19 protein-coding genes and 1 pseudogene are annotated in these 21,141 nt (G+C 72.3%); 8 read left to right on the top strand and 12 right to left on the bottom strand.

The features are described from left to right. Positions 1 to 214: 214 nt before the first annotated feature. The gene (locus ACI79O_RS17390; RefSeq protein ID WP_456891665.1) at positions 215 to 457 is read right to left on the bottom strand and encodes a hypothetical protein; all 243 of its coding nucleotides are present in this window, start codon (positions 455 to 457) and stop codon (positions 215 to 217) included. Positions 458 to 882: 425 nt separating this feature from the next. Here ACI79O_RS17390 and ACI79O_RS17385 point away from each other — a divergent pair, with 425 nt between their 5' ends. The 3 genes from ACI79O_RS17385 (at position 883) to ACI79O_RS17375 (ending at position 5,627) form a co-directional block, all read left to right on the top strand. Then, positions 883 to 3,093, top strand: a complete 2,211-nt coding sequence (locus ACI79O_RS17385; protein ID WP_456891664.1) for a hypothetical protein — start codon at positions 883 to 885, stop codon at positions 3,091 to 3,093. A gap of 335 nt (positions 3,094 to 3,428) precedes the next feature. After that, complete coding sequence (locus ACI79O_RS17380; RefSeq protein ID WP_456914763.1) at positions 3,429 to 4,682, top strand: hypothetical protein; 1,254 nt, start codon at positions 3,429 to 3,431, stop codon at positions 4,680 to 4,682. 333 nt (positions 4,683 to 5,015) lie between these two features. Next, entirely contained in the window at positions 5,016 to 5,627 is a 612-nt protein-coding gene (locus ACI79O_RS17375) for a hypothetical protein (RefSeq protein ID WP_456914762.1), read from the top strand. Between the two features lie 198 nt (positions 5,628 to 5,825). Here the strand turns inward: ACI79O_RS17375 and ACI79O_RS17370 are convergent, their stop codons facing one another. Genes ACI79O_RS17370 through ACI79O_RS17360 form a run of 3 tightly spaced genes read right to left on the bottom strand, consistent with a single transcriptional unit; the run spans position 5,826 to position 9,147 of the window. Then, on the bottom strand, positions 5,826 to 6,995 hold the full coding sequence (locus ACI79O_RS17370; protein WP_456891658.1) for an alpha/beta hydrolase-fold protein: 1,170 nt from the start codon (positions 6,993 to 6,995) through the stop codon (positions 5,826 to 5,828). Further along, a complete protein-coding gene (locus ACI79O_RS17365) occupies positions 6,992 to 7,918 on the bottom strand; it encodes a hypothetical protein (protein WP_456891656.1) in 927 nt (308 codons plus the stop codon). Before ACI79O_RS17365 ends, ACI79O_RS17370 begins: the two co-directional genes overlap by 4 nt. Before the next feature lie 5 nt (positions 7,919 to 7,923). Then, positions 7,924 to 9,147, bottom strand: coding sequence for an ATP-grasp domain-containing protein (locus ACI79O_RS17360; RefSeq protein WP_456891654.1), 1,224 nt, complete (start codon positions 9,145 to 9,147; stop codon positions 7,924 to 7,926). A gap of 96 nt (positions 9,148 to 9,243) precedes the next feature. On the opposite strand from ACI79O_RS17360, the gene ACI79O_RS17355 reads away from it, so the two are divergent. Both ACI79O_RS17355 and ACI79O_RS17350 read left to right on the top strand, forming a co-directional pair. After that, positions 9,244 to 10,470: a hypothetical protein gene (locus ACI79O_RS17355; RefSeq protein WP_456914761.1), complete on the top strand. Its 1,227-nt coding sequence runs from the start codon at positions 9,244 to 9,246 to the stop codon at positions 10,468 to 10,470. 31 nt (positions 10,471 to 10,501) lie between these two features. Next, positions 10,502 to 11,713, top strand: coding sequence for an ATP-grasp domain-containing protein (locus ACI79O_RS17350; protein WP_456914760.1), 1,212 nt, complete (start codon positions 10,502 to 10,504; stop codon positions 11,711 to 11,713). Positions 11,714 to 11,721: 8 nt separating this feature from the next. Here the strand turns inward: ACI79O_RS17350 and ACI79O_RS17345 are convergent, their stop codons facing one another. Then, entirely contained in the window at positions 11,722 to 12,447 is a 726-nt protein-coding gene (locus ACI79O_RS17345; protein ID WP_456891647.1) for an esterase family protein, read from the bottom strand. 102 nt (positions 12,448 to 12,549) lie between these two features. On the opposite strand from ACI79O_RS17345, the gene ACI79O_RS17340 reads away from it, so the two are divergent. Continuing rightward, the gene (locus tag ACI79O_RS17340; protein ID WP_456914759.1) at positions 12,550 to 14,031 is read left to right on the top strand and encodes a hypothetical protein; all 1,482 of its coding nucleotides are present in this window, start codon (positions 12,550 to 12,552) and stop codon (positions 14,029 to 14,031) included. A gap of 484 nt (positions 14,032 to 14,515) precedes the next feature. On the opposite strand, the gene ACI79O_RS17335 is transcribed toward ACI79O_RS17340, so the two are convergent. From ACI79O_RS17335 to ACI79O_RS17320, 4 genes and pseudogenes are all read right to left on the bottom strand, one after another. Continuing rightward, the gene (locus ACI79O_RS17335; protein WP_456914758.1) at positions 14,516 to 14,881 is read right to left on the bottom strand and encodes a response regulator; all 366 of its coding nucleotides are present in this window, start codon (positions 14,879 to 14,881) and stop codon (positions 14,516 to 14,518) included. Then, positions 14,826 to 14,939, bottom strand: a pseudogene (locus ACI79O_RS17330) (response regulator); the annotation flags it as partial. The gene ACI79O_RS17335 and the pseudogene ACI79O_RS17330, both read right to left, overlap by 56 nt. A gap of 317 nt (positions 14,940 to 15,256) precedes the next feature. Next, positions 15,257 to 15,439 (bottom strand): hypothetical protein, encoded by a 183-nt coding sequence (locus tag ACI79O_RS17325; protein ID WP_456914757.1) that lies wholly within the window; start codon positions 15,437 to 15,439, stop codon positions 15,257 to 15,259. A 319-nt stretch (positions 15,440 to 15,758) separates the two neighbouring features. Then, on the bottom strand, positions 15,759 to 16,514 hold the full coding sequence (locus tag ACI79O_RS17320) for an HpcH/HpaI aldolase family protein (protein ID WP_456891639.1): 756 nt from the start codon (positions 16,512 to 16,514) through the stop codon (positions 15,759 to 15,761). 562 nt (positions 16,515 to 17,076) lie between these two features. Between ACI79O_RS17320 and ACI79O_RS17315 the strand changes: the two genes are divergently transcribed. Next, positions 17,077 to 17,529 (top strand): cupin domain-containing protein, encoded by a 453-nt coding sequence (locus tag ACI79O_RS17315; protein WP_456891635.1) that lies wholly within the window; start codon positions 17,077 to 17,079, stop codon positions 17,527 to 17,529. Here ACI79O_RS17315 and ACI79O_RS17310 read toward each other — a convergent pair. The 3 genes from ACI79O_RS17310 to ACI79O_RS17300 form a co-directional block, all read right to left on the bottom strand. Next, positions 17,513 to 17,836, bottom strand: coding sequence for a hypothetical protein (locus tag ACI79O_RS17310; protein ID WP_456914756.1), 324 nt, complete (start codon positions 17,834 to 17,836; stop codon positions 17,513 to 17,515). The genes ACI79O_RS17315 and ACI79O_RS17310 overlap by 17 nt on opposite strands. 114 nt (positions 17,837 to 17,950) lie before the next feature. Next, positions 17,951 to 19,204, bottom strand: a complete 1,254-nt coding sequence (locus ACI79O_RS17305) for an ATP-grasp domain-containing protein (RefSeq protein ID WP_456914755.1) — start codon at positions 19,202 to 19,204, stop codon at positions 17,951 to 17,953. A 68-nt stretch (positions 19,205 to 19,272) separates the two neighbouring features. After that, positions 19,273 to 20,688, bottom strand: a complete 1,416-nt coding sequence (locus ACI79O_RS17300) for a M20/M25/M40 family metallo-hydrolase (protein WP_456914754.1) — start codon at positions 20,686 to 20,688, stop codon at positions 19,273 to 19,275. Positions 20,689 to 20,879: 191 nt separating this feature from the next. Between ACI79O_RS17300 and ACI79O_RS17295 the strand changes: the two genes are divergently transcribed. Then, on the top strand, positions 20,880 to 21,141 hold a 262-nt coding region (locus ACI79O_RS17295; protein WP_456914753.1), incomplete at its 3' end, for a hypothetical protein.

Genomic DNA, 21,141 nt, shown 5'->3' with positions numbered 1-21,141 from the left:
ACCTCGGTGCATCTCGGTGCATCTCGGAGGTCGTCGACGGCCGGCCGTATCCCGAGAGCCCAGGTCAGGGCACCACGAGGCATCCAGATGCTCAGCCTGGGCCAGGAGTTCACGTCCCCCTCGGACACAGCACCACCCCGGTGTTCGGGCAGGTCAGGACCCCGGGGCACTCCACGTTCGGGCCTCCGGGGCCCTCGTGGTGCCTGTTCGATGCTCATCGCCTCGTCTCAGCCCGCCAGCAGGCGGCGAAGCGGTCGGCGGCCTCGCGGCCCGTGCCGTGGTGCACATGCCGGTAGACGGTGAGCGTGACGGTTGCGCTCGCGGGCCCCACGCGATGGCAGACGACCTCCACCGGGACGCCGTCGGCCGGCAGCAGCGTGGCGTGGGTGTGGCGCAGGTCGTGCAGCCGGATCACCGGCAACTCGTCCTCCCCCAGCGCCTCGCGGGCCCGGGGCACCTGCGCGGTGGAGCGCCGGGAGAACCGTTCGGGTGCCGGTGACTGCTGTCGAGGTTGCTCAGCACCACCGCTGTGTCCCGCACCCGGTACTGGTCCACCCGCCCGCGAGCCGCCGGGTAGGCGCGGAGCAGCAGCGACAGGGGTCCAGCACGTGGCGGTGCTTGCCCGGGCACCGCCTGCGCTGTCGACTCTCGACCCGAGAAGGCCCTCGAGGTGTCCCGAGGCCGCGCCATCGGCCAACCGACCACCTCGAGTGCTGCTGGACGACCGCGGGGCTCGCGGTGACGAGACGGTGACGCCGGCGTGACGGGCGCAGAGCTAGTCTCGCCGGGTTGCACAGATAGGACCCGGGTGGTTGATCTGATGCCGCCGAGTGGTGATGCTCCATGGCCTTGACCCTCCCTCGGAGGCCCACCGTGGCCGGCGTGGCCGCCGTCCTCTTCGGAGCGGTCGGCGTGTTCGCCTCCTGGGTGGGCGTGCTGGACTTCCTGTCGGCCGCAGACTTCCAGTACAAGCTGATCGGGCTCGCGTACACGGTGGCCGGGCTGGTGCTGCTCGCGGGCAGTTCGGTCCTCGCTCGGGAGGGCTGGCGGCGGAAGCGGGGTCGGGTCGCGGCCGTGGCCGCAGGCGTCGCCGGGGTGTTCGTCGGCGGCTACCTGCTCCTCATGCAGTACCGGGCGCCTGGTCTCTCGCCCCGTCGCCTGCCGCCGTTCCCGTCGTGGGTGCCGTGGGCCGCCATCGTGGTGGTGTCGGTGGGGGCGGCCGTCCTCGGCTGGTGGAGCACCAGGGCGGACGCCGCCGGGCAGCTGGCCTGGGGAGTAATCGGTGGACGGCTGCTCACCGGAGGGCTGTCCATCACGGTGCTTTTCGGCGGCGTGCAGTGGTGGTACACCCACCAGTACCAGCCGGGCACGATCGCGGCGGCCCTGACCGTCACCACCGAGCTGAGGCCGGCCCCGGCAACGGCGGGGGAGAACGCAGGCGAGCCGTCGGATGGGCACATGTTCGAGGGCACGATCACCGTGAAGAACGTCAGCTCCACCAAGGTGCTGATCGTCAGCTCCCTCTACGAGGTCACGGCGGTCACCCATGACCTCCGTGACCAGATCGACGGCATCAACGACGTCGACCGAGAGCGGCAACAGGTGGCCTGCTTCCTCGAGGAACTCGCGCCCGTGACCGATCCGGAGTGCGACCTGCCCCACATCTACCAGTACGGACAGTTCAGCGCCGGGGACCCGAGGGCCCAGGACGTCTACCCCATCTCCCGCACCAGCCAGCCGAGCGCGTTCCGGACCCTCCAGCTCGGACACATCGTCGTCGACGGATCCTGGCTGGAGCCCGAGGAGGCGTTCCAGCACAACCTGGTGGTCCACGTCCCGGAGCACGAGGCATCGAGCGAGTCCCCCGGCCTGGAGGAGTTGCAACTGTCGGCACGGTTGGCCGTCGCCCAGGGATCGCGACTGGTCCTCGAGCGGGTCCCGAGCCACGGGCCGGAGATGGTGCCGCACGCGCTCATGAGCAACGAGGAGTACCGGGACTACAAGGAGGCCGAGGACGCCGTCCGCCGCGACGGGTCGCAGGACGACAGGGCTGATGGCTCCACCAACGGACCTGACAGCACCGTCGAGGTGGACATCGGACGCCGGGACTCGTACTACGAGGAACTCACCATGCCGAGCAGTTCGGACGAGGCGCCTGTGCCGGTGACCGTCGAGCAGGCGAGGTCGCCGCGCCCCTATCCCCACCGCTACACCGTGGTCGAGTGGCCGATCGAGGACCTGAGCACCCTCCATCGACTCGTCTGGGGCTCCCACGTCGTCAACACGGTGCAGGTGCTCAGCATGCGGCTGTACGACCCCGCGGAGAGGCTGCCCCTCACGGAGGTCGAGCAGTCCGGGATGGCCACGTGCATCAGTCCTGCCGGCACGTTGGAGGGCAAGGCCGAGGACGCCGAGATCCGACGGGACCCGACCGCCGTGTGCCCCGGGGCGTGGTACTCCCTCGCCGACGAGGAGGGCCGCGTGGCGAACTCCTACGAGGGCCTGTACCAGGAGAAGGCCGAGTACGGGGAGGACTTGGCAGACTTCTACGGGCTCGTCCAGACCGGGTCGCTGGACGTGGTGTCACTGACGACCGAGGCCGAGGCAGCGGCGGCTGCGACCACGATGCCCCCCTCGGCGGATTTCCACCCCCTTCCCAGCCATGTCTTCCAGCAGTGCGAGCCAGCGCTGCAGGACGCGAAGACGCTCACGGACTTCTACGCGACCCACATCCAGCGCGCCTTCGACCGGCGTGTCGCCGAGCTGCGTGGAGACTCTCCCGACGGGTCGGGTGGAGCGCCGACGCTCGAGCAGGGTGTCGAGTCAGCCGATGTCCTCGACGCGTACGTCGATATGGCGAACAGCGATCTCTTGGCCTGCAGTGAGCTGGAGGCACCGGAGGACACCCCTGCGGCCTCGTGCCCTCAGGCCGCCGCCGCCAAGATCGATGCACTGCGGTACGCCCAGGACGTCGGTCGTGCGCTGCGGGAGGCCGAGGCGACCGATGCCTGGGTCCAGCGCGGGACGGAGGCCGTGCAGGCCTACCAACGCGCCGAGGGGGTGGTCGACGAGTGGCTCGTGACATGCCGTTGAGAGCGGGACACCGTCCGGGGGCGGACGGCACACTGCCCGGCCGCCACCGGGCGAGGCCGCACGACGCCCGGGCTCGGTGCAGAGCGAACCGACACGCTGCAGATGCGTGGTACCGACACGTGCGGCTCCGGTGCTCGCTGGGGCTCCGGATCCGCCCCTTCCGAACCTGCGCTCACCGGACACGGTGGCCGCTCCGACCGGCAACGACCCCTGGGGGTCGGCGATCGTCAGCCACGCTCATCCGCCGCCTCGGCCTCCCCGCCCTGGTCCTCCTCGTGTGCGTCGCCCTGGTACCGACGGCTCAGGCTGCTCCGGCCGGTGACGAGCCCGCCTCGGTGGACACCGAGCTGGCGGGTGCGCGGGCCGCGCTCGTCCGCATCGACGTGATCGCGGACGTGACCATCGCCCATGTCAACCACTCCACCGGCGACGTGGTCATCCACCAGGGGACCTACGAGGTGCACCAAGCCACGGCGACCGGGGTGCTCGTGACTGGGGACGGTGTCATCGCGACGCTGTACAGGTTGCTCCGGGAGGACCTGGACGCGGTGACCGTTCCGGCGGCCAATCGCCTCTTCGTGGAGCAGATCGGCGCGCAACTGGTGGACGGGAACGACACGACCGATCCCACACACGCGACGGATCCCGCGATCGACGAGCATCTCCAGCACTGCTACCGACGGGTCGAGCACTGCATCGTCGTCCCCAACGAACGCTATGAGGTCGTGTTGCTCAGCGCGGGTGAGCAGGAGCCCGTGCCGGCCACGCTCGTCAACGAGCCCTCAGGCCCGACTGACGTGGCGCTCCTACGCATCGGTGCAGGAGGCCTGCCGACCGCCAGTCTGTCTCCGACCCCGGAACCCGTCGACGATGCGATGGTCGCCGGACTGGAGTGGGAGGTGTCGCAGTCAGCTCCGTCCACGCGCCGCCTGCGGCCCGCAGACGAACCCGTGCGGCTGGACGGCAGCAGACTGACGGGGGGCCCGACACTGACGAGTTCGCTGGCCGGTGGGCTGAACGGTGGACCCGTCATCGACCGGGCCACTGGCGGTGTGCTCGCCGTGGCCGACTGCGACCCGTCCTTCGTCGTCTCCGCGGTCGGGGCCGCCAGCATCCAGTCCGCGCTGGTCGGTGCTGGCATCACGCCCGCGCGATCCGGTTTCGACATCGCGTTCGCGGACGGGCTCGCACAGCTCAACCGGGGGGAGTACGCGATCGCTGCCGAGCGGCTGCGGACGGCGACGACCTACTTCGATTCAGCGCTCGCCCGCGATTACCTGACGGTCGCTCAGGACCGCGCCGCCGCCCAGGAGGACGCTGCCGGCAACGCCGCGCCGGACGACAGGGGTATCGCATGGTGGATGTGGGGGGTGGTGGCGCTGCTCGTGCCGGGGGCACTGGCCACGGGGCTGCTCATCGGACGACGTCGCCGCCCTGCCGGCTCGCACGACAGGCCCGCGGCTTCCTCGGAGATCGGCCACGGCTCCGGCGACCCCGATCACCATGTCGTCGGGAGGGCCGACCCCACGGATGGGGCAGCGCCCACGGCGGACAGCTCGTCCGCCGGCCCGCGAGATGCTGACCGGTGAACCACCCTCGGTCCAGGACCGGGAATCCCCGCTCCTGTGGCTGGACACGGACGTCGCTCCGCTGCCGAGGACGGGGACCCGGCGACACCACCCCGGCTCGCCCGTCGTGGTGTCGGTCAGCGGGGAGCCGGGATCGGCGGACCAGCAGCAGGCGTCATGCGGTGACTGGTCGTGGAGGTGGCCGCGGCCGTGAGCGAAGACGAGGATCCGTCCGCGGAGGTACATCCGCTCGCGCAGGACAGAGCTCTCCACCAGGGGGCCTCGAGTTCACCTGGTGCGGACGCTGCTCGGGGTGGCACGCCGTCCGCCTCCTCTCAGTCGTTGGGGGAGCCGGTGGGACCCGCCCGACAGCGACGCCGTCGGCCACTGCGGGTCGTCTTCGGGGCGGTCGTGCTGGCGGCGGCCGTGGTGCTCCTCGTGCTGTGGCGACCGTGGGAGCGTGGGTCCGACCGGGTCACGCGGCAGCTGGGGGTCGGCGGGTACTCCGCGGACGTTCCGCGCGACTGGGAACCATGGCGCCGGCCGGGGATCGAGGGTCAGGCCGTGCTGGCACCGGTCGACTGGTCCGGGATCTTCCTCGGGGAGCCGAACGCACGGCAACAGGCGGCCAGCATGGCTCAACGGGAGCCCGAGTCGGTGGTCGGCCTGTACGTCGCCGAGACGCCTCTGCTGAACGCGCGCGAGCCCCTGGAGCAGCGGGAGCAGATCCAGGCGTCTCTGCCCTCCAGCACGATCTCCCCACCCGGTGACCAGATCGAGATGGCCGGCCGCGCCGTCAACACCTTCGACGGGAGTCTGCGACTGACCCCGGGCGAGGTGCTGCACCTGCACCTGTACCTGATGGAGGGACCTGCTCCAGTCCTCCTCGTGTTCTTCGCTCCAGTTCAGGTGGACCCCGCATGGTTGCCGACGTTCCACCAGGTCACCCTGTCCATACGGGACTAGGGCCGCTCCGGACAGCACCGCCTCAGCAGCACGCCCATCCCTGGCTGACCGACGTCGAGGACAGCGGACGTTCGGGGGACCCAGCGCTGGACTGCTCCGTCGTCCAGAGCCTGGCTCCTCGCCCTGCAGACCAGGGACGGTGGTCGCGTCTCGCGGCGGCCGCCGCCCCTGGTCGCCTCCCGCGGATCCGGGTCCCCCTCACTCGTAGTAGAGCTTCTGCGGCCCCGGGTACACCCAGGACAGCGCGTCGCGCAGCCGGTCCCGCCAGTTCTCCCACGAGTGCCCGTCCCGGGCCTCGGTGTAGCGGACCTGCATGCCCGCGTTCTCGAACACGTGCACCATCGACCGGTTGGGCACGATCAGCTGCTCGTAGACGCCGCAGGACATGAAGACCCGGTCGGCGACGCTCCGCGGCTTGGTCCGGAACCGGTTCACGAACTTCACGACCGGGTCGAAGACCGGCCCGCCGCCGTGGTCCGTGCCGATGTCGGTGAACACGAACGACCCCGACAGGAGCACGAGCGATCCGTACGTGTCCGGCGACCGGTAGGCGGCCGACAGCGCGGCTACCCCGCCGAAGGACGAGCCGAGCAGGCACCGCCCGGCCGGCTGCCCGACCAGCGGCAGCGAGGACTCCAGCTCCGGCAGCAGCTCCTGGGTGAGGAACCGCGAGTGGGCCGGCGAGTTCGCGTACTCGGTCAGCCGCTCGCCCGGGTGGGTGAAGGCGACGACCGTCTCCGCGACGTCCAGCCGGTGGATCAGGTTGTCCAGCACCGTCTTCATCGAGGCGTACTGCAGGAAGTCGCCGCCGTCATGCACCACCAGCAGCGGGTACGGAGTGGTCGGCCGGAACCGCGCCGGGAGGTAGAGCGTCACGTGCGCGTCCCGGCCGAGCGCCCGGCTGCGCAGCACGAGGTCCTTCAGCTCGCCCTGACGGGCGTCGGGGTCCGGGAGCACCCAGTCGGGCGTCTCGTAGCCGGCGCCGAAGGCCAGGGACGACGAGCCGACCGGCCCGTGCGACCGCTTCTCGTTGAGCGGGTCGTTGAAGCGGTCGTAGTGGTCGCCGCGCCGGATCTCGACCTGGTACTCGACGCGCGAGCCCTCCGGCAGCTCCAGCACCAGGTACCACAGGTCGGTGCCGCGCAGCCGGCGCATCGGGATCCGGTCGGGCAGACCGACGATCCGCTGGCAGATCCACGCCTCGTCCGCCTCGCCGCGCCACAGGAACGTGCACCGGTCCCCCTCGACCACCGGGATCTCGTGGCGCGCGATGAACCGGTCCACCGCGTCGCCGTCGAGCGGCTTCGCCGACTTGAGCCGGTTGATCGCCAGCCGGCCGGACCCCGTCCGCGGCCGGGCCGCGGTCACGCGGCGGCTCCCTCGACGATGCGCCCCTCCTCGTCGACCACCCGGGCATCGGACGGCAGAGCACCTCCCGGGCCGAGGTCCACCCGGACGCCGTCGTCCAGGACGACGCACCGGGACGGCGCGAACCGCCGGGCCAGCACGGACATGCGCAGGGGGTCCTCGGTCCGCAGCCGCCGGCGCGCGTGCGGCAGCAGCACCAGCCCGGGGATCACGCCGATCCCCGCGTCGAAGACCTCGGTGAGCGACGCGCCCTGCGCCGCCCGGTCGTGGAAGAGCACCACCCGCGGGGTCAGCGCCATCGCCCCCGCCGACCACGCGACCACCCGCGGGGGCAGGTGCGGCGCCAGGTGGAACAGGTGCACGACGCGCACCAGCTCGCCGACGTGCCCGCCGGCGACGACCAGGCAGGCCGCCGCCGACAGCAGGCCGCGCACCTCCTCGCGGTGCCCGGCGATCGCGCCCCGGGACTCCAGCCGCCACGTGCCGTAGAAGTCGTCGTGCAGCTGCTGCACCCGGGCCACGTGCGTCGCGTCGAGCAGCCGCACCGCCGCGAGCGCGTCCTCCACCGCGGTCGCCTGGACGGTCGGGTGGCCGACGCTGCGGCCGGCCACCGCGTACACGGCCTGCAGGGCGTGGTCCAACCGGACCAGGTAGAGCTGCTGCAGCTCGTCGAGCACGAGCCGGTGCGCGCGCTCGGCCTCGGCGTACTCCGGGTCGGCCCGCAGCACGTCCATCCAGCGGGCGAACAACCGCAGGTTCCTCGCCTGCCCACCGGCCAGCGCGAGGATCTCGGCGTCGTCGGACTCCCGCTCCTGCCAGCCGGCGTTGACGACGGCCACCGGGCCGGCGATCCCCAGGGAGGACAGCACCCGGTCCAGGGTCGGCCGCCGCTGCGGGCCGAGCAGCGTGATCGACGGGGTCACGGGCGTCAGTTCGCGTGGACGTGCACGGTGCGCCCGACGTCGTCGAGCATCCCGCGCAGCGTGTCGAAGTCCGGGTGCCGCATCCGCACGTAGGCGTTGGCCATGTAGCCGGCGGTCTCCGGCTGGGTCGGCGTCCCCGGCGGCGGCAGGTGCGCGTCGAGCACCCACTGCCCGTGGCGCGCCTGGATCTCGTCGACGCCCGAGTAGCCGGAGATGGTGCCGTCCCGGTCGGGCCGCAGCGCCACGATGCCGGCCGAGTACTGCCGGGACGGCTGCCCCCAGATCTGCCCGTGCACGATCGAGTCGGCCCACTGCCGGTAGACGTCGAGGTCGTTGGCGGCCGAGTAGAGGTCCCAGGCACCGACGCCGGGCGGGCGGCAGCCGATCTCGCTGAACCTCAGCCCCTTCGGACCGAAGAACCACTCCATGTGCGTGGCGCTGGTACCGATGCCGAGCGCCTCGTTGACCCGCCGCCCCAGGTCGCGCAGCTCCTGGTAGTCGGCCACCGAGTCGATCCGGTTGGTGGCGACGAACTGCGGCGAGATCCAGCGGGTGCGCATCGCCTCGAGCACGTTCGGGAAGTAGTGCGACACGAAGTCCAGCGCCGGGACGCCGTCGACCGAGACGGTGTCGTAGAAGCCCTCGTGCCCCTCGACGAACTCCTCGACGGCGATCGAGTCGACCTGCTGCGCGCCGAACCTGCCGAGCGCGGCCTCGAGCTCGCCGTCGCCGTCGACCCGGGTGGTGTCCAGGGCCCCCGCGCCCGTCCGCGGCTTGAGGACCAGCGGGTAGCCGATCTCCCTCGCGAACGACCACACCTCGCCGGCGGTGGAGGCCGCGGTCGACGCCGCCGTCGGCACGCCGGCCGCGCGGAGGACCTCCTTCATCGACGGCTTGTCCCGGCACAGCCACGCCGTCCGCACCGAGGTCCCGGGGATCGTGCAGTTCTCCCGCACCCGCGCGGCGGCCAGCGTGTGCGACTCGATGGTGGCCTCGAGCCGGTCGACCCAGACCCGGTCCTGGATCCACCGGACGGCGTCGGTCATCACGCCGACGTCGGTGACGTCCGGGACCTGGTGGTAGTGCACCATCCACGACCGCAGCTCGTCGTCCAGCCACTCCCCCGGGCGGTCGCCGACGCCGTAGACCGACGCCCCCACCTCGGCCAGGGCGCGCACGAAGTGGCGTTGCGTCGACGGGAAGGCCGGATCGACGAACACCACGTTCATCCCGAGAACTCTAGAAGGCCTCTCGGCCCCCCGCAGGGTCCCGCCGCGAGCGTGCGAGCGGTGGGGGGCGGGGGGTCCTTTCGGTAGCGTCCGCCCATGGTCGTCGCCGCCTTCGTCGCGCCGTACCTGATGGAGGCCACGACCCGGTTCGTCTCCGTCGCCGCGGAGCTGCCCGGCGTCCGGCTCGGGCTGGTCACCTGCGAGCCCGTGGAGCGGATCCCGCCGCGGCTGCGCGAGCGGCTCGACGGCCACTGGCGAGTCGACGACGCGCTCGACCCGCGGCAGCTGGCGTGGGCGGTGAGCGGCCTGGCCGGGCAGATCGGCCGGGTGGAGAAGCTGGTCGGCGCCCTCGAGCAGTTGCAGGTGCCACTGGCGCAGGTGCGCGAGTCCCTCGGCATCGAGGGCATGGACGTGCGGACGGCCCTCAACGTGCGGGACAAGTCGCGGATGAAGGAGACGCTCCAGGCGGCCGGCATCCCGTGCGCGCGGCACGCGCTCGTGCGCTCCCCCGGCGAGGCGCTGGCCTTCGCCGACGGGGTCGGGTTCCCGCTGGTCGCCAAGCCACCCGCCGGCGCGGGCGCGCAGTCGACGTTCCGGCTCGACGACGGCGGCATGCTGCAGGGCTGGCTGGCCGCCGTGCCGATGGGCAGCGACTCGCCCGCGCTGCTCGAGGAGTTCCTCACCGGCGAGGAGCACACCTTCGACAGCGTCACCCTCGGCGGCTCGACCGTGTGGTCGTCGATCGCGGACTACCGGCCGCCGCCGCTGGAGGTCCTGCGCACCCCGTGGATCCAGTGGACGGTCGTGCTGCCCCGCGACATCGGCGGCCCGCGGTACGAGGGCATCCACCGCTGGGGGCCGGCGGCGCTGGCGGCGCTGGGCGTCACCGACGGGCTGACGCACATGGAGTGGTTCGCCCGGCCCGACGGCTCGGTCGCGGTCTCGGAGGTGGCCGCCCGGCCCCCCGGGGCGCAGCTGACCTCGATGCACGGCTACGCGCACGACGTCGACCTCTACCGCGCCTGGGCGGAGCTGGTGGTCCTCGGCCGGTTCGACGTGCCCGAGCGCCGGTACGCGGCCGGGACGGCCTACCTGCGCGGCATGGGGCGCGGCCGCGTGCGCGCGGTGCACGGTGTCGACGCCGTCCAGGAGCAGATCGGGCACCTCGTGGTGGAGGCGCGGCTCCCCCGGCCCGGGCAGCCCGCCGCCGGCGACTACCTGGGTGAGGGGTACGCGATGGTGCGCGACCCCGACACCGCCGTGGTGGAGGACGCGCTGCACCGGATCGTCAGCGGGGTGCGCGTGGAACTGGCCGAGGCCTGACACGAGGGGCCTGACACGACCCGGAGGTGCGATGGACGTCGTGATGCTCTCCCCCGGCTACCCGGCGGAGATGGCGTACTTCACCCGGGCGCTGGCCGGCGTCGGCGCCCGGGTCATCGGGGTGGGTGACCAGCCGCCGGACGCCCTGCCCGAGGCCGCCCGCTCGTCGCTGGCCCACTACGAGCACGTGGACCTCGCCGACGAGGGTGCGGTGCTCGGCGCGCTGCGCGGGCTGTCGCAGCACGTCGCGATCGACCGGGTGGAGTGCCTCTGGGAGCCGTACATGCTCCTGGCCGCGCGCATCCGGGAGACCTTCGGGCTGCCCGGCATGACCGTCGAGCAGACCGTGCCCTTCCGCGACAAGGAGCGGATGAAGCGCGTCCTCGACGCCGCCGGCATCCGGACGCCGTGGCACGTCAGCGCGCGCACCGTCGCCGAGGTGTGGGCGGCCGCCGAGAAGGTGGGCTACCCGCTCATCGTGAAGCCGATCGCGGGCGCCGGCTCGGCGGACACCTACCGGGTCGACTCGCCGCAGGAGCTGACCGAGGTCCTGCCCCTGCTGCGGCACGTGCCCGAGGTCAGCGTCGAGGAGTTCGTCGACGGCGAGGAGTTCACCTTCGACACCATCTGCGCCGACGGCCGGATCCTGTTCGAGCACGTCCTCTGGTACCGCCCGCGACCGCTGCAGATGCGCATGCACGAGTGGGTCAGCCCGGTGTCGATCTCGCTGCGCGACCTGTCCGTGCCGCACCTCGCCGGCGGACGGCGGATGGGCGAGGCCGTGCTCGCGGCGCTCGGGTTCCGCACCGGCTTCACGCACATGGAGTGGTACCTCAAGCACGACGGCGAGGCCGTGTTCGGCGAGATCGGGGCCCGCCCGCCCGGTGCCCGCGTGGTCGACGTCATGAACTACGCCACCGACGGCGACACCTACGTCGGCTGGGCGCAGGCCGTCGTCCACGGGTCCATGCAGCCCCTGGAGCGCCGCTACAACGCCGGCGCGGTCTTCAAGCGCGCCCGCGGCTCCGGGCGGATCACGCACTCGGAGGGCCTCGACGCGCTGCTGGGCCGGTACGGCGACCACGTGGCGCTGGTCGACCTGCTCCCGGTGGGGGCACCGCGCCGCGACTGGCGCTCGACGGTCACCGGCGACGGCATGGTCGTCGTCCGGCACCCGGAGCTGCAGCAGGTCATCGAGATGACCGAGGCGTTCGCCCGCGACTTCCAGCTGTACGCCTCGTAGCTGGGCCCTCAGCAGAGCTCGTCGAGGTACTGCGGCAGCATCCGCCGCCAGGTCTCCCAGTCGTGCGGCCACTCCGGGCCCCAGACGTCGACCCGGTTCGGCACGCCCTTGCTGCCGAGCACGTCGCCGGCGTCCCAGGACGCGCCGACGTCCTCCCACGCTCCCTGGCCGGTGGCGATGACCGCGAACCGGGTGCGCAGCAGGTCGAGCTGCTCACCCTCCAGCCCGGGGAGGAAGTCCAGCGGCGAGGCGAAGAAGAGGTCCGGCGAGGACCGGTGGTCGAGGAACTTCTGGATCCGGTACGTGCCGCTCATGCCCACGGCGGCGCGGAACACGTCGGGGAACCGGCACAGGACGGCGAGGGAGTTGAACGCCCCGATCGAGGCGCCGGTGACGACGACCGGCGTCTCGTCCCCGCCCATGTCGGTGCGGATGGCCGGGACGACCTCGTGCCGGATCGCGTGGTGGAACTGGTTGAACAGCCACATCCGGTACTCCGGCGGGCCCGCCTTCGCCACCATGGCCTGCCCGGGCACGCTGTCGCAGGAGTAGAGCTTGACCCGGCCGCTCTCGATCAGCGGCCAGCAGGCGCCGACCACGCCGTTGCGCTCGATCTCCTCGGCGTCGCCGCCCGCCGTGGGGAAGACCAGGACGGGGGTCCCGTAGTGGCCCCATCGGGCCAGACCGATCGGCTGGTCCATCCGCTCGGAGTGCCAGCGGTCGGTCACCTTCACGCCGGTGACCCTCGCACGGCCCCCCACCGGCGACAAACGCGGCAGCGCACCGGGTTCTGTGCCAACCTGGCCGCACGTCGGCACCGATGGGAGGCGACCATCGTGGGGCAAGAGGTCGAGGCCCGGACGTTCTCGCGCGCGGACCGCCTGCGCTACCGGGAGAAGCTGCGCCGCTGCCTGGACGTGTTCGGCCGGATGCTCAACGAGTCGAAGTTCGACTTCGAGCGGCCGCTGACCGGCACGGAGATCGAGTTCAACCTGGTCGACGCCCGGCAGGACCCGGCGATGCGCAACGAGGAGGTCCTCGCCGCGATCGCCGACGAGGTCTTCCAGGCCGAGATGGGCCAGTTCAACATCGAGATGAACGTGCGGCCGACGTCGCTGGCCGGCACGGCCGCCGCGGAGCTCGAGACGGAGCTGCGGGCCAGCCTCAACGCCGCCGAGGAGCGCGCCCGCGCCATCGGGGCGCACATCCTCATGATCGGCACGCTGCCGACCCTCGGGCCCGAGCACGTCACCGGCGAGGCGATCACCGCGCACCCGCGCTACGCGCTGATCAACGAGCAGATCTTCGCCGCGCGGGGCGAGGACCTGCACATCGCCATCTCCGGGCCCGAGCGGCTGGACGTGCACGCCGACACGATCGCGCCGGAGGCCGCCTGCACCAGCACCCAGTTCCACCTGCAGGTCAGCCCCCAGGACTACGCGGCCCACTGGAACGCCGCGCAGTGCATCGCCGGCGTCCAGGTGGCGCTCGGTGCCAACTCGCCGTTCCTGTTCGGCAAGGAGCTGTGGCGCGAGACCCGGATCGCGCTCTTCGAGCAGGCCACCGACACCCGCCCACTGGAGCTCAAGGAGCAGGGCGTCCGGCCCCGGGTCTGGTTCGGCGAGCGCTTCATCACCTCCGTGTTCGACCACTTCGAGGAGAACGTCCGCTACTTCCCCGCGCTGCTGCCGGTCTGCGACGAGGAGGACCCGGTCGCCGTCCTCGACCGCGGCGACACCCCGCAGCTGGCCGAACTGCGGATGCACAACGGGACCGTCTACCGCTGGAACCGTCCCGTCTACGACATCCACCGGGGCCGGCCGCACCTGCGGGTCGAGAACCGGGTGCTGCCCGCCGGGCCGACCATCGTCGACGTGTTCGCCAACGGCGCCTTCTACTACGGGCTGCTGCGCACCCTGGCGGCGCAGGACCGGCCGGTGTGGTCGCAGATGTCCTTCGCCACCGCCGAGGAGAACTTCAACGAAGGCGCCCGCAACGGCATCAACGCCCAGCTGTACTGGCCCGGCCTCGGCACGGTGCCGGTGACCGAGCTGGTGCTGCGCCGGCTGCTGCCCATGGCCCAGCAGGGCCTGGCCGAGTGGGACGTCGACACCTCGGTCAGCGACCGGCTCCTGGGCGCGATCGAGCGCCGCTGCACCGCCTACCGCAACGGCGCGGAGTGGCAGGCGGAGGTGTTCCACCGGATCGACGAGCAGCGGCAGCCGCTGGACCGCCGTGACGCGCTGCGGGAGATGCTGCGCCGCTACAGCGAGCTCATGCACGCCAACGAGCCGGTCGCGGACTGGCCGCTCGACTAGGGCCTGTCCCGCGGATCTGGTGCGCCGCCCACGTCCCTCGAGGCGGCCGATGGGACACCGGCTGACCGGCGCAGTGTCAGCCCGGCAGGATCGTTGCTGCAGATGGCGTCTGCCGTTGGGCAGCGACAGGGGTCCTCCCTGCGTGACGTGCGCAGTCGGTTGCCGTACGCCCTCGTGTCGGGGCTGCTCGTCCTGGTCCCGGTGCGGTGGCTGGACGACCTCCGGTCAGCGATCGGCCTCGCCCCCGCCGGTGTCGTCGCCAGTGCACTCGCGTTGCCGTTCAGCCTGCCGCGAGGTGATCGCCGCCAGCGGGGCTGTCCCCGAGTAAGCCGCTCGAGGACACCGCCAGGCCGGCCCAAGGGGCGGCTCCAGGGACAGCGGCAGGAGCCGGGGCGTGGCACACCTCTGGTTGCCGCGTGCCGCTGCCCCCGTCACCGAGAATCCGAGGCCCTCGACGCCAAGGCCGAGAGAGTGCCTGATGGAATCAGAGGCAGTAGGGACAGCCCGTGCCGTCGGCGGCCACCGTGCGCAGGCAGTGGAGCAGCGGACCGAGACGAGTGCCCTTCGGCACCACGGCGCGAGCACCGGCTACCCCGGCCTGGGAGCGCGCCTCGGAGCCTTCACCACTCAACACGATGACCCGGGTCGGGGATCGGGCGGCACGCAGCGCCTCCGTCGCCGCGAACCCGCCCATCACCGGCATGGGCAGGTCCATGAAACACGACGTCGGGGCAGAGCCTCTCAGCGGCCTCCACGACCTGTGACCCGTCCTCGCACTCGCCGACGACGGTGAGGTCGTCCTCGTCGGACAGGGCTTCCGCCAGAGCCCTGCGCACGTGTGGATGGTCATCGACGACGAGCACGCGGATCTCGGCGGGGGCACCGTTGCCACTGCGGTCTCCGGTCACCCACGCACTCCTCTCGGCACGAGTACCTGCCGAGATCCGCTCGCCTGGCAGGTCGGACACCTCCAGTATCGGCACCGCGAGACAGCGGCGGCCACAGCGCGCCGGACGGCACCCCCGGCGATGCGTATCCCTCAGTGGGCCCACAGGGACAGGGCCGGATCGCTCGAAGGGCGCGACTTCGGGACGCTGGAGGCGGCTGGACGTCCGGGGAACCAGGCGCGCCAGCAACCGTCACGGGCCCGGCGGAACGTGCCGACGGCGACGTCGAAGGGGCCGACGCCCACGTCGCTCCCTGCGCCGCGACGTCCTCGAGGTGGCTACTGCCCGCCGCTCACCAGGAGCACGACACCCGCGACGATGGCAACAGCGCCGGCAAACAGGGCCTGACCCTCGTTGTAGCCCGTCCAGACGGGGGCGGACCTCTCGCTCTTGCCGACAGACCGCAGGCCGAACAGCAGGACGAGTCCGGCGACGATGCACAGGACGCCCATGACGCGCACGCGGACCGATCCATCCCTCCCTCGACAGCGAGGCGAGTGGATCACGGGGACGGCGGGCGTTGCGCAGCGATTCACCTACACGTGTCCCGAAGAGGGCCGCTTGGGGACATCCGAGCGACTGGCGGACTCGGCTGCGAGGGCAGCAGCCTGACAAACCAACGTCGAGTCAGCGCCACGGCCTGTGGAGGACCACCCAGTACAGATACACGACACAGGCGAGGGCCAGCACTGAACCGACGATCGAGAAGGCGTCATCCCGGGTCCTGTGGCTGCGGTGTGCGGCAGCCGGCCGGTGCGGGCGCTCACGGCGCAAGTGCCGTCAGACGGCCCGCCACTCCGCCGTCCTGCGGACGAACTGCTCGAGCGCGAGCACGTCGAAGCCGTGCCAGAGCAGGCGGTATCCCCTTCCGAGGAGCGCCTGCGTCTGCTCGGGCGTCAGCGCCGCGCCGCCGAGCGGGATGCCGGCCTCGGCGGCCACTTGCTCCACGTGGGTGATCGCCTCGACCAGCTCCGGTGCGTCGAGGCGTCCCGAGACGCCCATCTCGGTGGAGAGGTCGAACGGCGCGATGGTCAGGCAGTCGATGCCATCGACCCGGCAGATCTCCTCGATGTTCTCGACGGCGCTGAGGGTCTCGATCAGCAGCGTGCAGACCGTCTCGCCGCCGCGCCGGCCGAGGTACTCGAACAGGCCGACGCCCCACCGCGCGTGGGCCACGAACGGTCCCCATCCCCGCCGCCCCTCGGGCGGGTACCTGGTGAGGGCCACACACTCGGCGGCCGACTCGGCGGTGGTGACGAGCGGGAAGACGATCCCCTCCGCGCCGGCATCCAGAGCGGTCTTCACGGCGGCCGCGTCACAGCCGGGCACCCGGACCCACGGGGAGCACCCGGTCCCTGCGGTGCTCGCGATCATGGCGTGCAGGCTCTCGGGTCCGATCGGGCCGTGCTCCTGGTCGATCATGACGACGTCGGCGCCGGCCGCGGCCAGGGCCTGCGTGACGACGGCGGACGGGACGATGTTGATGAACGCCGCCAGAGGGACCTCGCCCTGCAGGCGCTCTCGGACGCCCGGCATGACCCCTCCCGCACACCCATCCGCCCGCCAGGGAGCACGGACGGCCCGTCGTGACGGGCCCACGGTCCCAGAACCTCCGTCACAGCGTCCATCACCTCCCACGGCTCCGCGGGACCGCAGGCGCTTCGCATTCCCGATCCATTCGTCGGCCGGCTGGAGCCCGCGCCGGCGTCCGCCGGCATGCCAGCGTCGAGCAAGCAGCCGCGGTCCCGACCCCGCTCAGTGGATGTCTCGGTGGAGACGGGCCGATCTCTCGGCGTGACCAGCCGGACCACCTGGGCAGTGCTTACTGGCGTGCCGATGATCGGTTGGGCCGTGGCTGTCGGGCTGCTCGTGGCCTTCCTCACGGACTGGCCAGGCGACACGAAGGTCCTCGTCGCGGCTGTCATCTCGGGTCCGGGAGCTGGAGCTGTCCTCTGGCCATCCCGTCGAGCACGGCCCCACGCGCGAGGTGATGGCATCGGACCGGGATGCTCGCGGTCTGCTACCCGCTCACGACGAAGGCCGGGCGCCTGGGCACGGAAGGCTCCCGGGACGGGTCAGCGAGGCGTAACGTGCCGCCGTGACACCGTCGTCAGTGTCGCCGTTCGCCGTCCCCCGCGACGGTGGTGAACGGTTCAGCTTCAGTGGGACCACCCTGATCCTGCGAGCGGCAGCAGACGCGACTGGCGGCTCCTGCACCGTCCTGGAGGAAGCGACTCCGCTGCTCGACACCCCGACCCACGTGCACTCTCGCGAGGACGAGATGTACTACGTGGTCGAGGGCGACCACGTCTTCGTCTGTGGCGGGCGGGAGTTCCAGGCAGGGCCGGGCGGCCTCGTGTTCCTCCCCAGGGGGATCCCGCACGCCCACCGGCGGCTCGTGCCGGGCTTCGGGCGACTCGTCTGCATCCTGACGCCCGGGGGCTTGGAGGGGTTCTTCCGGATCCTGGCCGAGGCGACGCAGACCGGTGGGCCGATGGACGAGGCCTACGCGCGGGCGTCCCGGGAGTACGGGATCACCTGGCTGCCCTGACCATCCCGCCCGTCCCGTGTGCCGCCGCTGGAGGACGCCGGCCGGCTCGCCGGCCAGGTGGCTCAGGCCTGGGCGTCCACGTGGGCCCGGTCGACGTGGCCCCTGGAGGACCCAGCCTCTCCCACTGTCCGGGCTCGTTCTCCCAGAAGAGGACGACGTACTCGTAGTCGCCGTCGACGAACAGGTCCACTGCCACCCGCTCGGTGGAGACGATCACCGAGTCGACTCCGGCGTCGGCTGCCCGCGGCCGGTCGGACAGGGCGAGGAGCGCCGGCCGCTGCCGCTCGGCACCATCGAGGTCGCCCATGGTGCCCACCTCCGGAGGCTGTGGCGATCGTCGTCCGTGAGCCGAGCGGACCCGTCCCGTGGCGGGCCGATCCGGGACACCGGCAGCGACGCACGTATTTCCGCAGGCCAGGCCCTAGCTGCGGCCGAGCCGGCTCTCCTCGTCGCGCATCCACATGCCGAGCAGCCCCCGGTAGTGCGCGATGAAGTGGTCGTGCTCGTGCGGCGGGAACGTTGAGCGCACGGTGTCGACGAGGAGCCGGTCGAAGTCGGCGCTGCGCACCCAGTCGAGCACGACCTCGTCGAGGTGGGCGAGCCGGCTGGCGCAGAAGTCGGAGTAGGCCTCGACCTGGAAGTACTCGTCGGCCAGGCCGCGGTAGGCCTTGAGCTTCTCCCCGTAGCCCAGGTCCTCGCGGTCGGCGATGTCGAAGTACCGGCGGGTGTCGAGGTCGTACCGCGGCCGGCGACCGGTGGCGGTGCAGTACACCGACCACCGGACCAGCGCCTTCAGCGCCCACGGGAAGTAGTAGTGCAGGCTGGTCAGCGCGATGTCCGGGCAGGCGTTGGCGTAGTCGATGGGGTGGACGACGCCGTCCCTGATCAGGGTCTCGCAGGAGTTGAACTCCCAGCGGAAGAAGGCGTTGACCAGCCGGCCGATGGTGACCGTCTCCTCGCCGGTGGCGGCGTCCAGGAAACCGTGGGCGACCGAGTACCGGCCGTGCATCGGCTGGTCGGGGTCGAACTTCATGACCATGGTCTCGGGGCCGATGGACAGGCTCCGCGCGAAGACGTCGTACCCGGCGACGGCCTTCTGCAGGTGCATCAGCCGCTGACCGGAGGCGTCGTACGCCCGCTGCAGCTCCTCGGCGTTGCGGATCATCGTGACGCCGACCCAGGCGCCCCCGTCGTAGGGCTTCATGAACAGCGGGTAGCCCATCCGCTCGGCGATCGCCGTCAGGTCGAAGGGCCGGTTGTACTTCTCCGCCGTGTAGGCGTACTTGGCGTGGTCCGGCGGGTTCTTGTACGGGATGAGCACCGTGTCGGGAACCCGCAGCCCCAGCCGCAGCATGGCGCAGTACGCCGCGTGCTTCTCCATGCTCTGGAAGGTGAAGGGGCTGTTGAGCAGGTAGACGTCGTCCATGAGGGCGGCCTTCTTCAGCCACTCACGGGGGTGGTAGTACCAGTAGGCCAGGCGGTCGATGACCAGGTCGTAACGGGGCTTGGCACACAGGTCGAACGGCTCGACCGTGATCCGCTCGACGTCGTACTCGTGGGCGGCACCGGTGCCGTCGTGCACGGTGCCGAGGCGGCGCACGATCGACTCGAAGGCGGTGGGCCAGTCCTCCTCGGTCCCGAGCAGCAGGCCGATGAGGTGCCGGTGGTCGGACATCGACGCTCCTCCAGCGGTGGCAGGGCCTCCCGCGTCGCTCCGGTGACCAGGGCGGACGCGGACGCAGCCTATGACCGGCCGGGGATCACTGCGAGTTCGCGCCAGAGGTGCGCGGCCGCCTCGGCCCCGCGGTACAGCATGGGCAGCAGCACCCGCTCGTTCGGTGAGTGGATCCGGTCGGTGGGCAGCATCGCGCCCAGGAACAGCAGCGGAGCACCGAGCCTCTCGACCAGAGCGGCCTCCGGTCCGCTGCCGCCCTCGCGCAGGTAGAGCACCTCGTCGGGATCACCGTCCCAGGCCCGGGCGACGGCCCGCCGCAGGGCGCCCATGTGCGGGGAGTCGAGGTCGCTGGCGCACGGGGCGACGCCGGCCTTCTCGGCCCGCACGTCGGCGGTGATCCCCGCCGGCAGCCGCTGGTCGACCCAGGCGCGGACCTGGTCGGCGACGTCCGCCGGTGCCTGGTCGGCCACCAGCCGGAAGCTGATCTTCGCGTGCGCCTCGGCCGGGACGATCGTCTTGTGGCCGGGGCCGGTGTAGCCGCCCCACATGCCGTTGACCTCGGCGGTGGGCCGGGCGCCGATCCGCTCCAGGGTGCTGAACCCGGCCTCGCCGCCCGCCGCGGAGCCCGCCGCCGGCCCGGCCAGCCAGGCCTCCTCGTCGAAGGGCAGCCGGGTCATCAGCTCGCGCTCGCGGTCGCCGAGCGGGCGCACCCGGTCGTAGAAGCCGGGCAGCGTGACCCGGCCCTGCTCGTCGTGCAGGCCCGCCAGCAGCTCGGCCATGGCGTGCAGCGGGTTGGGGACCGCGCCCCCGAACGACCCCGAGTGCAGGTCCACCTCGGGGCCGCGCAGCGTGATCTCCGCACCGGCCAGCCCGCGCAGCGAGACGACCGCGCCGGGGACGTCGGGAGCGGCCATGCCGGTGTCGCTGACGACGACGACGTCGCAGTCCAGCCGGTCCCGCCGCTCCTGCAGCAGTGCGGCGAGGTGCGGCGACCCGGACTCCTCCTCGCCCTCCACGAGCAGCTTCAGGGTCACGGCCGGGGTGTCCCGGCCGCTCGCGGCGAGGTGGGCGCGCACGCCGAGCAGGTGCATGGCGACGTTGCCCTTGTCGTCGCTCGCACCGCGGGCGTGCAGCTCTGGGCCCTGCGGGCCCTCGACGACCGTCGGCTCGAACGGCGGGTGGACCCACAGCTCCAGCGGGTCCACCGGCTGCACGTCGTGGTGTCCGTACACGAGCGCGACCGGGGCGTCGGCGTCGTCCGACGGCCACTCGGCGAAGACCGCGGGCGCGCCGGGCGTCGGCCAGATCTCGACCGTCGGGAAGCCGGCCCGGCGCAGCGCCTCGGCCAGCCACCCGGCGCTGCGGGCGACGTCGGAGGCGTGCGCGGGATCGGCGGAGATCGACGGGATCCGCACCCAGGCGTCGAGATCGGCCCGCAGGTCGTCGAGGTGCGCGGTCACGAACTGGCGCTCGGGGCTGGTCACGACCCCCGACCGTAGCCCGCCGGCGAGGACGTCCCGCTGCCGTCCACCGCACACGGGCGACACGCGCTCCAGGGCGACGTCGGCGCCGGGCGGTGCAGGCAGGATGTCCGCGGCCCGGCCGGGCCCCCTAGCGACGCCACCGGATCGAGGAGTGGCCGCCCCGGCGGCCGGCACCGAGGAGGGAGCTGACGATGAGCCGATCGCGGTACGAGATGGACCCCGGCCTGCAGAGGGTGGGCCGGCTGCTCGGCCGCCTGACACCCAGCACCTCAGCGGGTTACGGGCGGCAGGTCCGGGTCCTGAACGCCCTCGCCCGGCGCCGCCACCGCCCCGGGCAGGAGACCAGCCGGGTCCGCGGCGACATCGAGGTGGGGCCGCGCTGGGGGGCCCCCCGCGCCGGCGCCCCGCTGCGCCGGGTGGGGGTGGGGCCCGGCGGCCCGCCCCCGCCGGGGC

Source organism: Geodermatophilus sp. SYSU D00696 (assembly GCF_054050235.1).
Note: the sequence above shows the minus strand (reverse complement) of the source record. Positions and strands in the feature narration are given on the sequence as shown.

Bases quoted from the DNA above. Each gene is read 5' to 3' on its own strand.
- ACI79O_RS17335 (WP_456914758.1), bottom strand. From the start codon at position 14,881: ATGACCATCCACACGTGCGCAGGGCTCTGGCGGAAGCCCTGTCCGACG.
- ACI79O_RS17355 (WP_456914761.1), top strand. From the start codon at position 9,244: ATGGTCGTCGCCGCCTTCGTCGCGCCGTACCTGATGGAGGCCACGACC.
- ACI79O_RS17320 (WP_456891639.1), bottom strand. From the start codon at position 16,514: ATGCCGGGCGTCCGAGAGCGCCTGCAGGGCGAGGTCCCTCTGGCGGCG.
- ACI79O_RS17305 (WP_456914755.1), bottom strand. From the start codon at position 19,204: ATGTCCGACCACCGGCACCTCATCGGCCTGCTGCTCGGGACCGAGGAG.
- ACI79O_RS17350 (WP_456914760.1), top strand. From the start codon at position 10,502: ATGGACGTCGTGATGCTCTCCCCCGGCTACCCGGCGGAGATGGCGTAC.
- ACI79O_RS17360 (WP_456891654.1), bottom strand. From the start codon at position 9,147: ATGAACGTGGTGTTCGTCGATCCGGCCTTCCCGTCGACGCAACGCCAC.
- ACI79O_RS17310 (WP_456914756.1), bottom strand. From the start codon at position 17,836: ATGGGCGACCTCGATGGTGCCGAGCGGCAGCGGCCGGCGCTCCTCGCC.